The sequence below is a fragment of the Nonomuraea sp. CA-141351 genome, assembly GCF_050944675.1.
Classification (GTDB): Bacteria; Actinomycetota; Actinomycetes; order Streptosporangiales; family Streptosporangiaceae; genus Nonomuraea.
This window is the reverse complement of the sequence record NZ_CP191982.1, coordinates 2,804,077-2,817,323: the sequence shown is the minus strand read 5'-3', so window position 1 is coordinate 2,817,323 and position 13,247 is coordinate 2,804,077. Positions and strand designations below refer to the sequence as shown.

16 protein-coding genes are annotated in these 13,247 nt (G+C 70.2%); 8 read left to right on the top strand and 8 right to left on the bottom strand.

Annotated features, from left to right (window positions below; all coding sequences use genetic code 11):
* Positions 1–20 precede the first annotated feature (20 nt).
* On the bottom strand, positions 21–365 hold the full coding sequence (locus ACQPWU_RS13690) for a histidine triad nucleotide-binding protein (protein WP_360689806.1): 345 nt from the start codon (positions 363–365) through the stop codon (positions 21–23).
* 279 nt (positions 366–644) lie between these two features.
* Here ACQPWU_RS13690 and ACQPWU_RS13685 point away from each other — a divergent pair, with 279 nt between their 5' ends.
* Positions 645–1,157 (top strand): SigE family RNA polymerase sigma factor, encoded by a 513-nt coding sequence (locus ACQPWU_RS13685; protein WP_344987656.1) that lies wholly within the window; start codon positions 645–647, stop codon positions 1,155–1,157.
* Positions 1,154–1,798 (top strand): hypothetical protein, encoded by a 645-nt coding sequence (locus tag ACQPWU_RS13680; RefSeq protein WP_433439835.1) that lies wholly within the window; start codon positions 1,154–1,156, stop codon positions 1,796–1,798. The genes ACQPWU_RS13685 and ACQPWU_RS13680 overlap by 4 nt, the downstream gene beginning before the upstream one ends.
* 7 nt (positions 1,799–1,805) lie before the next feature.
* Here ACQPWU_RS13680 and ACQPWU_RS13675 read toward each other — a convergent pair whose 3' ends face one another.
* Genes ACQPWU_RS13675 through hrcA form a run of 3 tightly spaced genes read right to left on the bottom strand, consistent with a single transcriptional unit; the run spans position 1,806 to position 4,697 of the window.
* Complete coding sequence (locus tag ACQPWU_RS13675; RefSeq protein WP_433439833.1) at positions 1,806–2,531, bottom strand: 16S rRNA (uracil(1498)-N(3))-methyltransferase; 726 nt, start codon at positions 2,529–2,531, stop codon at positions 1,806–1,808.
* Between the two features lies 1 nt (position 2,532).
* Entirely contained in the window at positions 2,533–3,672 is a 1,140-nt protein-coding gene (dnaJ, locus tag ACQPWU_RS13670) for a molecular chaperone DnaJ (RefSeq protein ID WP_433439831.1), read from the bottom strand.
* An 11-nt stretch (positions 3,673–3,683) separates the two neighbouring features.
* Positions 3,684–4,697, bottom strand: coding sequence for a heat-inducible transcriptional repressor HrcA (hrcA, locus tag ACQPWU_RS13665; RefSeq protein ID WP_433439829.1), 1,014 nt, complete (start codon positions 4,695–4,697; stop codon positions 3,684–3,686).
* A 158-nt stretch (positions 4,698–4,855) separates the two neighbouring features.
* Here hrcA and ACQPWU_RS13660 point away from each other — a divergent pair, with 158 nt between their 5' ends.
* Genes ACQPWU_RS13660 through ACQPWU_RS13650 form a run of 3 tightly spaced genes read left to right on the top strand, consistent with a single transcriptional unit; the run spans position 4,856 to position 7,118 of the window.
* Entirely contained in the window at positions 4,856–5,626 is a 771-nt protein-coding gene (locus ACQPWU_RS13660; protein WP_433439827.1) for a hypothetical protein, read from the top strand.
* 17 nt (positions 5,627–5,643) lie between these two features.
* On the top strand, positions 5,644–6,450 hold the full coding sequence (locus tag ACQPWU_RS13655) for a DUF3097 domain-containing protein (RefSeq protein ID WP_433439825.1): 807 nt from the start codon (positions 5,644–5,646) through the stop codon (positions 6,448–6,450).
* Positions 6,447–7,118: a DUF4870 domain-containing protein gene (locus ACQPWU_RS13650; protein ID WP_433439823.1), complete on the top strand. Its 672-nt coding sequence runs from the start codon at positions 6,447–6,449 to the stop codon at positions 7,116–7,118. Before ACQPWU_RS13655 ends, ACQPWU_RS13650 begins: the two co-directional genes overlap by 4 nt.
* Here the strand turns inward: ACQPWU_RS13650 and hemW are convergent.
* Together hemW and ACQPWU_RS13640 are read right to left on the bottom strand one after the other, a co-directional pair.
* Entirely contained in the window at positions 7,115–8,335 is a 1,221-nt protein-coding gene (hemW, locus tag ACQPWU_RS13645) for a radical SAM family heme chaperone HemW (protein ID WP_433439821.1), read from the bottom strand. The genes ACQPWU_RS13650 and hemW overlap by 4 nt on opposite strands.
* 122 nt (positions 8,336–8,457) lie before the next feature.
* Entirely contained in the window at positions 8,458–9,093 is a 636-nt protein-coding gene (locus tag ACQPWU_RS13640; protein WP_433439819.1) for an MOSC domain-containing protein, read from the bottom strand.
* A gap of 137 nt (positions 9,094–9,230) precedes the next feature.
* Here ACQPWU_RS13640 and ACQPWU_RS13635 point away from each other — a divergent pair, with 137 nt between their 5' ends.
* From ACQPWU_RS13635 to ACQPWU_RS13625, 3 genes are all read left to right on the top strand, one after another.
* Positions 9,231–9,719, top strand: a complete 489-nt coding sequence (locus ACQPWU_RS13635) for a hypothetical protein (protein ID WP_433439817.1) — start codon at positions 9,231–9,233, stop codon at positions 9,717–9,719.
* Positions 9,719–11,098, top strand: coding sequence for a sensor histidine kinase (locus ACQPWU_RS13630; protein WP_433445206.1), 1,380 nt, complete (start codon positions 9,719–9,721; stop codon positions 11,096–11,098). Before ACQPWU_RS13635 ends, ACQPWU_RS13630 begins: the two co-directional genes overlap by 1 nt.
* A gap of 85 nt (positions 11,099–11,183) precedes the next feature.
* Entirely contained in the window at positions 11,184–11,900 is a 717-nt protein-coding gene (locus ACQPWU_RS13625; protein ID WP_433439815.1) for a response regulator transcription factor, read from the top strand.
* Between the two features lie 260 nt (positions 11,901–12,160).
* Here the strand turns inward: ACQPWU_RS13625 and ACQPWU_RS13620 are convergent, their stop codons facing one another.
* Both ACQPWU_RS13620 and ACQPWU_RS13615 read right to left on the bottom strand, forming a co-directional pair.
* A complete protein-coding gene (locus ACQPWU_RS13620; protein WP_433439813.1) occupies positions 12,161–12,418 on the bottom strand; it encodes a hypothetical protein in 258 nt (85 codons plus the stop codon).
* 330 nt (positions 12,419–12,748) lie between these two features.
* Positions 12,749–13,240, bottom strand: coding sequence for a GNAT family N-acetyltransferase (locus tag ACQPWU_RS13615; RefSeq protein ID WP_433439811.1), 492 nt, complete (start codon positions 13,238–13,240; stop codon positions 12,749–12,751).
* Positions 13,241–13,247: the final 7 nt, after the last annotated feature.

Genomic DNA, 13,247 nt, shown 5'->3' with positions numbered 1-13,247 from the left:
GCCGACAGCTCTCCCCAATATCAGCCGGGCGGCCAGGTCAGGTCGCGCCCGCCCAGGACGTGGGCGTGCACGTGGAAAACGGTCTGCCCGGCGCCGAGCCCGGTGTTGAACACCACGCGGTAGCCGCCGTCGGCCACGTGCTCCTGCACGGCCACCGCGTGGGCGGCCTTGAGCACCTCGTCGGCGAGCCCGTCATCGGCCGCGGCGAGCGCCGCCGCGTCGGCGTGGTGCTGCTTCGGGATGACCAGCACGTGGGTGGGCGCCTGCGGGTTGACGTCACGGAACGCCAACGTCCTGCCGGTTTCATAAACGATCTCGGCGGGAATCTCCTTGGCGACGATTTTGCAGAAGAGGCAATCGCTCACCCGATCACCCTACCGAGAGCCCCGACGTACGAAACCCGTTGCCAATCGGTAATCCTCCGTGTCGTGCGAAGGAAGATCCACGCGGTTAGGGTGAGTGTGCGACACTTCAGCGAAAAAGGACGATTCAGGGTCGGGCAAGCGCCACCTGGCGAGGACACGACTGGGTAAATGCACCCTAAGGAACCGGGGAAACCTCAAGAACCGGAAGAGCGTAAACCCTCTGGGAAGGCTGAGCGTCCCATTGATGTGACCACCGAAACCCTTCTGGCCGACAGGTCGATGGGGGCGGCACCGGTCGGGTGGGATGCCGACATGGCCGTGACCGCGCTCTACAGCGCGCACTTCCGGTCGTTAGTGCGTCTCGCCGTGTTGCTGGTGCGAGATACGGCGACTGCTGAGGAAGTCGTGCAGGATGCGTTCGTCGCCATCCATGGTGCCTGGCGTAGGCTGCGTGACCCCGACAAGGCACTCGCTTACCTCCGTCAATCCGTCGTCAACCGGTCCCGTTCCGTGCTGCGTCACCGCGCGGTCGTCGAGAAGTACGCTCCCAAGGGCCTGCCCGACGCCCCGAGCGCCGAGAACGGCGCGATCGGCGAGCTGGAACGCTCCGCCGTCATCGAGGCGTTACGTGCCCTGCCAACCCGACAGAGAGAAGCACTGGTTCTGCGGTACTACGGTGACCTGTCCGAAGCTGAGATCGCCCACGCGATGGGCATCAGCAAGGGAGCGGTCAAGAGCCACACGGCACGTGGCATGGCCGCACTGCGATCCGTTCTGGAGAAAATGTCATGACCCAGCCCCCCGACGAGCACGGCGATCTCCTGCGCCGTGCGCTCCGCGCGGAGGCGGACGCGGTCGTGCCCTCGCCGGATGGATTGGAGATCATCCGCGCCCGCATCGAGCGGCGCGGCGTCCGTAACCTGTTCTGGTGGCGTGCGGGCGCGGCCGCCGCCAGCGCCGTCCTGGTAGCGGGAACGATCGTGATGGCCGTTCCGCAACTGCGCACGCAGATCATCAACTCGCAACCTGTGGAGAACGAGACCTCCAGGGTCCCGTCCAACTCCTCCACCACGCGCTCCCAGGAACCGCCGCCGCCCTCGAGGCAGCCGACCCACGACCAGCACCCCATCGTGGTCCCCCCGATCTCCAAGAGCCCGACGCCCCGGCCCTCGAAGAGGGCGGAATCGACCAGCAGGCCGTCTCAGACGCCCACCCCGACCCCGACCGTGTGCCCGACGACCCAGGCCGAACAGGCCGACCCGCCATCCGACTGCCCCTCGGCCTCGCCCACTCCGTCGCCATCGCCGTCGGCGGAGGACACGCTGCAGCCCACGGCGTGCCCGGTCGATGAGTGCCCACCCGATGACAACGTCACCGACGCCCCCACCGCCGTGACCAGCCCGTTGGTGGACGCCTCCCACACGACGCCCTGAAAGGGCCCTACCAGCGTCCGGTACGTGTGAGCAGCACGGAGGCCGCCGCCACCCCCGCCGTGGACGTACGCAGCACCGTGGGCCCCAGCAGCACGGACACCGCCTTGGCCGCCCGGAACCCGGCCAGCTCCTCGTCCGAGACGCCGCCCTCGGGCCCCACGACCACCACGATGTCGCCCGACGCGGGCAGCGCCACGCCCGACAGCGGCTCGGCCGCCTCCTCGTGCAGCACCAGGCCCAGCGCCGCGCCCGCCAGCAGCTCCTCGACCTGCGCGGTGGTGGCGGGCTCGGTCACTTCGGGCAGGTGGAACCTGCGGGCCTGCTTGCCCGCCTCGCGAGCGGTGGAGCGCCACCGGTGCAGCCCCTTGGCCACCTTGTCGCCCTTCCACTGGGCGATGCTGCGCGAGGCCGCCCAGGGCACGATGACGTCGACGCCGGCCTCGGTCATCATCTCGACCGCCAGCTCGCCCCTGTCGCCCTTGGGCAGCCCCTGGACGACGACCAGCCTCGGCTCGGGCGGCTGGAGTTCGTAGCGGCGCAGCACGTCGAGCCTGAGTGCGTCCTTCAGCACCTCGCGTACGACGCACTCGGCGACCGTGCCGGCGCCGTCCGTCAGATCGACCCGCTCGCCGGCCCGCAGGCGCCGTACGGAGGCCGCGTGCCGCCCCTCGGGGCCGGCGAGCGTCAGCTCGGGCCCGTCCAGCTCCTGGGACAGGAACACCGGGACGGTCACGTCACCTGCCGTTGAAGGCGTCGCGCAGCCGGGAGAAGAAGCCCTGCTGGCCGGGGGCGAACTTGCCCGGCGGCCGCTCCTCGCCCCGCTGCTTGGCCAGCTCGCGCAGCAGCTCCTCCTGCGCGGGGTCGAGCCGGGTCGGCGTCTCGACGTTGACGTGGATCAGCAGGTCGCCACGGCCCGTCTCGTTGAGCCGCTGCACGCCCCGCCCGTACATGGTGATGACCTGGCCCGCCTGCGTGCCGGGGCGGACATCTACCTCCTCGGAGCCGTCGAGCGTCTCGACCGCCAGGATGGTGCCGAGCGCGGCGGCCGTCATCGGGAGCTGCACGGTGCAGTGGAGGTCGTCACCGCGCCGCTCGAAGATCTCGTGAGGCCGCTCGACGATCTCCAGGAACAGGTCTCCGGGAGGGCCGCCGCCGGGGCCGACCTCGCCCTCGCCGGCGAGCTGGATGTGGGTGCCGTCCTCGACGCCCGCGGGGATGCGGACCTTGATCGTACGGCGGGTGCGCACCCGGCCGTCGCCGGAGCACTCCTGGCAGGGGTGGCGGATGATGGTGCCGAACCCGCCGCACTGCGGGCACGGCCGCGAGGTCATGACCTGACCCAGGAACGAGCGGGTGACCTGGGAGATCTCGCCGCGCCCGTTGCACATGTCGCAGGTGTCGGGATGCGTGCCGGGCGCCGCGCCGGCCCCGTGACAGACCTCGCAGAGCACGGCCGTGTCGACGACCAGCTCGCGGGTGGTCCCGAACGCCGTCTCGCGCAGGTCGAGCTCGACCCGGATGGTGGCGTTGCGCCCCCTGCGGGCCCGCGAGCGCGGCCCTCGCGTGCCGGCCGCGGTGCCGAAGAAGGCGTCCATGATGTCGCTGAAGGGGAAGCCCGCCCCGAAGCCGCCGGCCGCCGCACCTGCTCCCGCGCCGCCGAAGGGGTCGCCACCCAGGTCGTACATCTGGCGCTTGTTCGGGTCGGACAGCACCTCGTAGGCCTGCGTGATCTCCTTGAACCGCTCCTGGGTCTCAGGATCGGGGTTCACGTCCGGATGCAGCTCGCGGGCCAGGCGGCGGTACGCCTTCTTGATCTCGTCCTGACTGGCGTCACGGCGCACCCCGAGGGTGGCGTAGTAGTCGCTGTTTGCCACTTATCGACCTCTTATGATGCAGCCAGGATCTGGCTGACGTAGCGTGCCACCGCGCGCACGGCGCCCATCGTAACGGGGTAATCCATCCTCGTCGGCCCCAGCACGCCGAGCCGGGCCAGTTGGTTGTCGCCAGAACCGTATCCGGTGGCGACGATGGATGTGCCCCGCAGGTAGGGGTTTTCGGAGCCGATGCGCACGGTGAGCGCGGACGGAGTGTCTGCGGTTGTCTCGCCCAGCAGCCGCATGAGCACGACCTGCTCCTCCAGCGCCTCGAGCACGTCGCGCAGACCGGTCGTGAAGTCGGCACCCGCGAGGTTGGCCGCGCCGGCGAACACGATCTTCTCGTCGTGCCGCTCGACCAGCGTCTCGAGCAGCACCGACAGGATCGTGGCCACCACGGGCCGGTCTTCGACGGGCAGCCGCTCGGGCAGGTCGGCGACCAGCTCGGGCACGGAGCTCAGGCCGCAGCCGTCGAGGCAGGCGTTGAGCACCGCACGCAGATGGGCGATGCGGGTGTCCTCCACCACCTCGGGCAGCTCGATCACGCGCTGCTCGACGCGGCCGGTGTTGGTGATCAGCACGAGCATGACCCGCCGGTCGTTCAGCGGCACCAGCTCGACGTGCCTGACCGTCGAACGCGTCAGCGTCGGGTACTGCACGACCGCCACCTGCCTGGTCAGCTGCGCGAGCAGCCGGACCGTGCGGGTGACCACGTCGTCCAGGTCGACCGCGCCCGCGAGGAACGTCTCAATGGCCCTGCGCTCGGCCCCCGACAGGGGCTTGACCTGCGAGAGCCGGTCGACGAACAGGCGGTAGCCCTTGTCCGTCGGCACGCGGCCCGCGCTGGTGTGCGGCTGGGTGATGTAACCCTCCTCCTCCAGCGCGGCCATGTCGTTTCTGACCGTCGCCGGGGAGACCTTCAGATTGTGGCGCTCGGCGAGCGCCTTGGAGCCCACCGGTTCGTTGGTGGACACGTAGTCTTCGACAATGGCGCGGAGCACCGCCAGCTTCCTATCGTCGAGCACGTGCTCACCTCCTGCCTCTGACATCTGAGGAACACAACCATCTAGCACTCTGTGTTCCTGAGTGCCAAGTGTACGGCTCTCGCCCACAAGGTGCGATAACACCAGGTCGCAACCTGGCTCCTAGCTTCTTACAAGGGGCAAGTACCACACTTGCCGACATGAGCGACAATTCCCCGCCTCCGCCGTACGGCCCCCAGCCCGGCTCCCAGCCGGGTTACGGCTCCCAGCCCGGGTCCCAGCCCGGTTACGGGCAGCCTCCGCCGCAGTACGGGCCTCCGCCGCAGTACGGCCCGCCACCGCAGTACGGCCGGCCACCCCAATACGGCCCACCTCCTCAGTACGGACAATACGGCCAACAACCCCAATTTCCCCCTCGAATCGACTCGAAAGCCATCAAACCGCGTCTGTGGTGGATCGGGCTCGTCTGGGGGATCTTCGCCGTGTGCGCGATCGTCGGTGTCGTCGTGTTCTCCACGGGCCTTGTGAGCAGCGTGAGCGACATCGCCCCGTCCAGGACGTTCGCATCCGGCGAAAGCGTGACGCTGCCGATCGACCCGGCGAACAAGCCCGCGATCTACCTTTCCAGCGACACTGCCGTTCACTACGAGTGCCAGATCTCGGGCCAGGCCAGGCTCGCCAAGACCACGGGCTCGCAGACGGTCACGTCCGGAGCCGTCACCTGGGAGCAGATCCTCGTGATCAACGCCCCGTCCAAGGGCGACTACCAGCTGACCTGCACCACCCAGGAGCAGGCCGACGTGCGTTACGGCGTGGGCCGTGAGCTGGCCTCGGCCGCGGGCGGCATCGTCGGCGGGGTGGCCGCGCTCCTCCTGATCCCCGGCGCGGGGCTGCTCGTGGCCATCATCGGCACCGTGGTCGTGCTGGTACGCCGTAGCGGCGCGCGGAAGCGCCTTGCGGTCGGCGGGTGATTTGCTACGGTCCCCGTGTGTACGAGGGCGATGTGCTGGCGGGAAATTGGCGGCGGCCGGGGAAGGGCAAGATCCCGAAGGTGCCCGCCGAGCTGGACCTCGTCGTGGAGGACGCCGACAGCGGCTTCTGCGGCGCGATAGTGGCCTGCGACAAGGAGGCCGTCACGCTCGAAGACCGGTTCGGCAAGCGCCGGCTGTTCCCGCTCGCGCCCGCCGCGTTCCTGCTGGAGGGCAAGCCCGTGACGCTGGTACGCCCGACGGCGGCCCCCACGGGCCCCAGGCGCAGCGCGTCCGGCTCGATCGCCGTGGAGGGGCTGCGGGCGAGGGTGGCCAGGGAGAGCCGGATCTACGTGGAGGGCGTGCACGACGCCGCCCTGGTCGAGAAGATCTGGGGTCATGACCTGCGGGTCGAGGGGGTCGTGGTCGAATATCTGGAGGGTGTGGACGACCTGCCGGCCATCGTGGCGGAGTTCGGCCCTGAGCCGGGGCGCCGGCTGGGGGTGCTGGTGGACCATCTCGTGCCCGGGTCCAAGGAGAGCAGGATCGCGGCCGAGATCACCTCGCCGGACGTGCTCGTCGTGGGGCATCCGTTCATCGACATCTGGCAGGCGGTCAAGCCGTCCGTGCTGCGCATTCCCGCCTGGCCCGCCGTGCCGCGCGGAGTGCCGTGGAAAGAGGGCGTGATCGCCGCCCTGGGCTGGCGCATGGAGCCCGCGGAGGCGTGGCGGCGGATCCTCGGCGCCGTCTCCACGTACACGGACCTGGAGCCGGAACTGCTCGGCCGGGTCGAGGAACTGATCGACTTCGTTACGGAGGCATCATGAGCCAGGACCCCCCGCAGCCGGCGCCGGACGACGACGCCACCCGCTTCCTCCCACCGTCGGACATCCCGCCCAGCCAGGGCTCCGGCCCCCAGCCGTCGAGCTACGGGCAGCAGCCCGGCTCCGAGCCTGGGTACGGACAGCCCGGGTACGGCCAACCGGGCTACGGGCAGCCCGGTTACGGCCAGCCTGGTTACGGGCAGCCTGGTTACGGTCAGCCTGGGTACGGACAGCAACCCCCGAGCTACGGCCCTCCCCCGCCTGGCTACGGCCCCCCGCCGCAGCAGCCCGGCTACGGGTACGCCCCGCATCCGGGAGAGCCGTACGTCCCCGGCAGGTTCGGCCCCCGCCCGGGCACCGACGACACCACGATGGCGATGCTCGCACACGTGCTCGGCTTGGTGGTCTCCTGGGTCGGCCCGCTGATCATCTACCTGATGAAGAAGGACGAGTCCCCCTACGTCAGGGACCAGGCAGCAGAGGCGCTCAACTTCCAGATCACGATGTTCATCGGCTACATCGTGGCGGGCATCCTGGTGGTCGTCTTCATCGGCATGCTCCTGCTGCCGGCCGTCTGGATCCTGTCCCTGATCTTCCACATCCAGGCCGCCATGGCCACCAACCGGGGCGAGAGGTATCGCTACCCGTTCTCCATCCGCATGATCACCTAGACCAGCAAATCCCTGACGAGGGCGTCGGCCAGCAGCCGGCCCTGGAGCGTGAGCACCATCTGGCCAGACCTGAACGGCCCGGGCTCCAGCAGCCCGCGCGCCAGGGCACTCGCCACGGCCGGGCGCGCGGCGGGCGCCACCTCGCTCAGCGGGTAGCCGGACGACAGCCGCAGCTCCAGCATCAGCCGCTCGGCCGCCCGGTCGTCGTCGCCGAGCACCTCGCGCGCGTGGGCGGGCGAGGCGCCGGCGGCCAGGCGCTGGGCGTAGGCGGCCGGGTGCTTGACGTTCCACCAGCGGGTGCCGCCGACGTGGCTGTGGGCGCCGGGGCCGGCGGCCCACCAGTCGCCGCCGGTCCAGTAGAGCAGGTTGTGGCGGCAGCGCGCCTGCTCGGACGTGGCCCAGTTGGACACCTCGTACCAGCTGAACCCGGCCTGCGACAGCAGCTCGTCGGCGATCTGGTAGCGGTCGGCGGCCACGTCGTCGTCGGGCATGGGCAGCTCGCCGCGCCTGATCCTGGCCGCCAGCCTGGTGCCCTCCTCGACGATCAGCGAGTACGCCGACACGTGGTCGGGCCCGGCCTCGATCGCGGCGGCCAGCGAGGCCCGCCAGTCGTCGTCGGACTCGCCCGGCGTGCTGTAGATGAGGTCGAGGTTGACGTGCTCGAACCCGGCCTCCTTCGCTTCCTTGACGGCCGTCGCCGCCCTGCCCGGGGTGTGCCGGCGGTCGAGCACGTGGAGCACGTGCTCGCGTGCGCTCTGCATGCCGAAACTGACCCGGTTGAAGCCGCCCTGGCGGAGCTTGTCGAGGTAGGCGGGGTCGACGGACTCGGGGTTGGCCTCCGTGGTCACCTCGGCCCCCGGCCGCAGCCCGAACTCCGAGTCGATCACGGCCAGGATCCTGGCCAGGTCTTCCGGAGGCAGCAGCGTGGGCGTGCCGCCGCCGAAGAACACCGTCTCCACCGGCAGGCCGGCCGCCCCCAGGACGCGGCGCGCGAGGCGGATCTCCTCGACGACCGTGTCCGCGTAGTCCCGCTGCGAGGCGCCTGGGCCCAGCTCGGCGGCGGTGTAGGTGTTGAAGTCGCAGTAGCCGCAGCGGGTCACGCAGAACGGCACGTGCACGTAGAAGCCGAACGGACGCTCGCCGAGGCCCCTCAGGGCGGTGTCGGGCAGCTCGCCCGAGGTGGGCGCGGGATCGCCGTCAGGCAGGGTGGATGGCACGCTTCCAGTCTGCCGGGTACTCGGGAGTGCTATCGAACCGCAACCCCCGAGGTGTCCACTGATGCCGAACCCGCCGAAAGGGTCCCCACATGGCAGGCATCGGCATCGTGGGGCAAGGAGGCTCAGGACGGCACGTCGCCGAGCACCCGCTCAGCCATGCGATCCCACTCGGGATCATGCCCGGGAACCGCCAGAATGCGATGGAGCGCGTCCGCGTCCCCGTGGCGGGCACGGAACCAGTCGCCCACCGTGATCCCGGCCTCGGGCCGCGAGACGATCTCCACCGAGTCCCCCGTGCCCAGCTCACCGAGCTCGAGCACCCGCAGGTACGCCCCGGGCCGCCCCGCCTCCGTGAACCGCTTGACCCATCCGGGCTCGTCCATCCAGTTGCGGAACACCACGCACGGTATCCGGGGCCCGCTCACCTCCAGCACGGCGCTGCCCACCCGCCACCGCTCGCCGATCAAGGCGCCGGTGACGTCAAGGCCGGACGTGGTGAGGTTCTCCCCGAACCGCCCGTCACGCAGCTCCCGCCCGAGCTCGCGTTCCCACCAGTCGTAGTCCTCCCTGGAGTACGAGTAGACGGCGTGATCGAGCGAGCCGTGGTGCTTCCTGTCGGCCCGCTCGTCGCCGGCGAGCCCGTTGGCCAGCACCCCCACCCGGTGCGTGACCCGCTGCTTGTCGATAGCGGTACGCCCGAGCTTCCCCGCCCATTCAGCCTCGACCGTTTTGCCCACATTTACCGAGAGAACGCGCATATTCGGACGGTAACCCGTACCCCCTCCGCAGAGCGAGCCGATTCCGCCTCACCTCGGCCTCCACCCCAGGGTGGAGATCCTCGCTCTCAACCCACAGGCCGATCCCCTACGCCCTTCTCATCCCTACTGTCAAACCCGTGGAATACATGCCGATCTCCCTTCTCGTCCTCTTCGCCGTGGTCTTCGTCGTCTACCGCCAGATGCAAACCCGCCCCACGGCCAATCGAGGCATCCTCTACACCGCCGGCGTCATGATCGTCGTCGGCGCCGTCACGGGCGGGCTCATCGACAGCCGGTACCTCGTGCTCAGCCTTGGCCTGCTTCTGGTGGAGGCCGTCGTCGCCGTCGCACTCGGCGTGTGGCGCGCGGCGACCGTACGGGTGTGGCTGGACGGATCCGGCGTCGCCTGGTCGAGGGCCACGGGCTGGACCCTGCTGGCGTGGCTGGCGTCGATCGCGACCCGCGTCGGCCTGTACTTCGCCGGCCAGGCCCTCGGCCTCACCTCCTCTCCCAGCGGAATCCTGCTGTTCGTCGGCCTCACCATCGGCGCCCAGGCGTACCTCGTCGCTCGCCGGGGAAGCGCCCTTACCGGCACGGGCAGGCGACCCGATACCGTCGTGAGGTGATGCGTGCGCCCTCCGGAATCGTCCCCACCGCATTGCGGCTGGGGACGATCGTGCTACTGGTCGTGGCCCAGATGAGAGCGACGCCCGCACCTGGCCTGACCGGCACCTCCTTGGCGATCACCCTCGTGACCGTTGCCCTGGCCCTCGCGCTGCTGACCGTCCTGCTCCTGTCGATCCGCCGCCCCGTAAACCGGGAGACGCGGCGGCCGGCCGATCCGCTGACCACTCCTCGGCGACAGCTCTCCCTCCCGCCGCGGATCCAAGCGCGCTTCCGCAGCCTCCCGCTTTGGAAGGCGCCGCAGCCGCATCGCCCCACGAGCCGCCCGGAAGCGGACCTCGCGAGCCAGGCGTCGCCGAAAGCCCCGGAGCCCACCGACCGGCCATCAGCAGAAGCACGGCAGCCCGGCAACCAACCCTCGCGAAAAGCGCAGCACGCCGGAGACCAATCGCCATCAGAGTCACGGCGCCCCCTCCTCGTCTTCGGCGTGCCCGTCACCCTGATCGCCCTCGGCCTGGCCGTGATCCTCTCCATCGTCCTCAGCGCCCTGACCCAAGGCGGCCCGGCGATCGCGGCCCTGCTCATCTGTGTCAGCCTGGCCGTGACCCGTTTCTCCCTGCGCCAGGCGCTGCCCATCGGCGTGCTGGCCATCGGGGGACTGATCGTGGCGGGCGAGATCGCCGGCAGACCTTCCCAGGACCTCCCCCTCATCCTCAGCAACTGCCTGATCTTCCTGATCTCGTATGCGGCCAAACAGCGCAAGGCCACCAGAGCCGCCGAGGCACGAGAAGCCGTACTCGCGGAACGGGCCAGGATCGCCAGGGAGATCCACGACATCCTCGCCCACTCCCTGTCCGCCCAGCTCGTCCACCTCGAAGGCGCCAAACTGCTGCTCCGCGCGGAGCGGACCGCCGAGGCGCTCGAACGGGTCACCCACGCCCGTGACCTGGCCAAGTCCGGGCTCGAGGAGGCCAGGCGAGCGGTGGCGGCACTACGCGAGGATTCCCCCGCACTCCCCGTGGCGCTGCGCATGCTCGCGCAGGAGTTCGAGAGCACCACGCACCAGGCCTGTACGCTGCGCATCTCAGGCCCCGAACATCGCCTCTCGCCGGCGACGGAGCTCGCTCTGGTCCGCACCGCCCAGGAAGCCCTCACGAACGTACGCCGCCACGCCCCCGGCAGCCCGGCCACGGTCGAGCTCGAGCTCGGCCGGCCCTGGTGCGAACTACGCGTGACCAACCCGGCCTCCACCGAGAAAGGCTCCCCTGGGGGCGGCTACGGCCTCGTGGGCATGCGCGAACGCGCCGAACTGCTGGGCGGGACGCTGTCGGCAGGCGAACACGACGGCGGTTTCCTGGTGCATCTGAAGGTGCCCTCATGATTTCGACCGCTCGCCCTGACCCTCTCGGCATGTGCCCCATTCCCGTCGGCGGGCGTGCTGCCCGGAGAGGCTCGGAGGCGTCCCTGTGACCAAGGTGATCGTGGTCGACGACCAGGCCGTGGTGCGGGAGGGCCTGGTGATGCTGCTCGGCCTGCTGCCCGAGATCGAGGTCGTCGGCGCGGCGGGCGACGGCGAGGCGGCGCTCCGGCTGGTAGAGCAGCAGCGGCCCGACGTGGTGCTCATGGACCTGCGCATGCCCCGCATGGACGGCGTGGAGGCGACCGGGCGCATCCGCTCGGCGTACCCGGACACGCAGGTCGTGGTGCTCACCACGTACTCCGATGACGAGTCCGTTTTCGCCGCGCTGAAAGCCGGTGCGCGCGGCTTCCTCACCAAGGACGCGGACTCCGACGACATCGCCAGAGCCGTCGCCACGGTGATGCGCGGCGACGCCCAACTCGACCCCACCGTCCAACGCCGCCTCCTGGACACCATGTCGGCATCCCCACCTCCACCCGCCACGACCCCCGTCCCTCCTGCCGAAACCACCGCCCCGGCCCTCGCCTCGACGGCTCCGGGTGCGCGCCGTGACGAGCTGCCGGACGGGCTGACTCGTCGTGAGGGCGAGGTGCTTGCCCTCATCGCCGACGGCCTTTCGAACGCCGAGATCGCCGCCCGCCTTCACATCACGGAGGCCACGGTCAAGACCCACATCAACAACCTCTTCGCCAAGGCACACCTGCGCGATCGGGCGCAGGCGGTCACTTACGCCTTCCGCCACGGCATGGCGCGCCCACACTGAGCCTCACCACGACCCAGCCCCGGTCGACCCTCGCGACGGTCCAGCCCTCCGCTGACACTGGCCACGGCATTGCGCTCCCGCCGGGCCTTGCCGTGGCACAGTGCGCCCGCCACCAAGTCGCGTATCCGCCGCCCGGACCGCCGAGCCCGTGGAGCATGAGTGGCGGAGCGCGGGACGCGAAGGTCGTGGGGGCGAGCTCCTGCCGGCTCCGAGACAGGGCAGGTAGGCCAGTCAGCGGGTGTCCGGGGCGGAGCCGCGGCTCAGCCCGAGCCGAGCTGGGACTCGCCATCGAACCCGGCCAGCTGTAACAACGTCTCCAACGCCGCCTGCCTGATCTCCTCGACCGAGTCGCCGCGTTCGCCGAAACACTCCGCCGCCACGTCGAGCAGCGCCGTCACCACGGCCGCATCGGGATAGGGCACATCGACGAGCACGGTGCCGTCGCCCTCCTCCTCGCGCGAAGCCAGGTGGAGCCGTAGCAGCCGTCGAGTCTCCTCAGCCACAGCGACCCCCAACACGGCGGCACGCTCGAATCGCTCAGAAGCAATCACGTCACCCTCCAGTCGCACTGGTGTTCGGAACAGAAGGTAGGCGATGGCACCGACAAAAACCTTCATGATCGAGCGCGCGAGATCCCTCGAACGCCGCCGTCGCGCTCGACCCCGGCGCGCTCACCTGGATCGCCGAGGACAACCACTGGCGGGCCAGGACGCTCACCTCGCGGCAGTGGCCGGCGCCGCTCGCGCCGGCCAGGCAGGACTGGCGGCGGCCGGCTCGCAGGCCGGGACATGTGGCGGCCGTGTTCGGGGTGCTGAAGCTAGTGGGGTACGGGTGGCGCAGGTGGGTGGTCAGGCCACGTAGACGTAGCTCGGCACGCCCCCGTACGGAATCGTCCGGTCCTTGCGCATGCCCGCCCGCTCGGCCACCCGGCGGGACGGCTCGTTGATGTCGCGGATCACCGCCACGACCGTCCCGAGGTCCTTCCCGATCCGCAGCGCCGCCTCCACGAGCTCACCCGCGTACCCGCGCCCCCAAGCGGACGGCCGGAACCGGTAGTAGAGGTTCAGCACGTGCTTCCCGTCGACCAGAGCGTGACGTAGCCCCCCGAACCCGAGCACCTCCGACTCCCCGGTCGCCCGCACCGCCCAGTAGCCGAGCCCGCGCTCGGCCCAGTCGGCCAGCCACAGATCCAGCATGGCGCGGCTCGACTCCAGGTCAGGAGTGGGACCGGCGGGGTTGTAGACGTTCGTCAGCGGGTCGGAGTGAATCTCATGGACAGCGGCTAGATCGTCGGGGGTGACCCGAGAAAGCACCAATCGCGCCGTCTGCACCACTTCCATATTTTCA

Bases quoted from the DNA above. Each gene is read 5' to 3' on its own strand.
- ACQPWU_RS13680 (WP_433439835.1), top strand. From the start codon at position 1,154: ATGACCCAGCCCCCCGACGAGCACGGCGATCTCCTGCGCCGTGCGCTC.
- ACQPWU_RS13630 (WP_433445206.1), top strand. From the start codon at position 9,719: ATGCGTGCGCCCTCCGGAATCGTCCCCACCGCATTGCGGCTGGGGACG.
- ACQPWU_RS13640 (WP_433439819.1), bottom strand. From the start codon at position 9,093: ATGCGCGTTCTCTCGGTAAATGTGGGCAAAACGGTCGAGGCTGAATGG.
- ACQPWU_RS13660 (WP_433439827.1), top strand. From the start codon at position 4,856: ATGAGCGACAATTCCCCGCCTCCGCCGTACGGCCCCCAGCCCGGCTCC.
- ACQPWU_RS13615 (WP_433439811.1), bottom strand. From the start codon at position 13,240: ATGGAAGTGGTGCAGACGGCGCGATTGGTGCTTTCTCGGGTCACCCCC.
- ACQPWU_RS13685 (WP_344987656.1), top strand. From the start codon at position 645: ATGGGGGCGGCACCGGTCGGGTGGGATGCCGACATGGCCGTGACCGCG.
- ACQPWU_RS13650 (WP_433439823.1), top strand. From the start codon at position 6,447: ATGAGCCAGGACCCCCCGCAGCCGGCGCCGGACGACGACGCCACCCGC.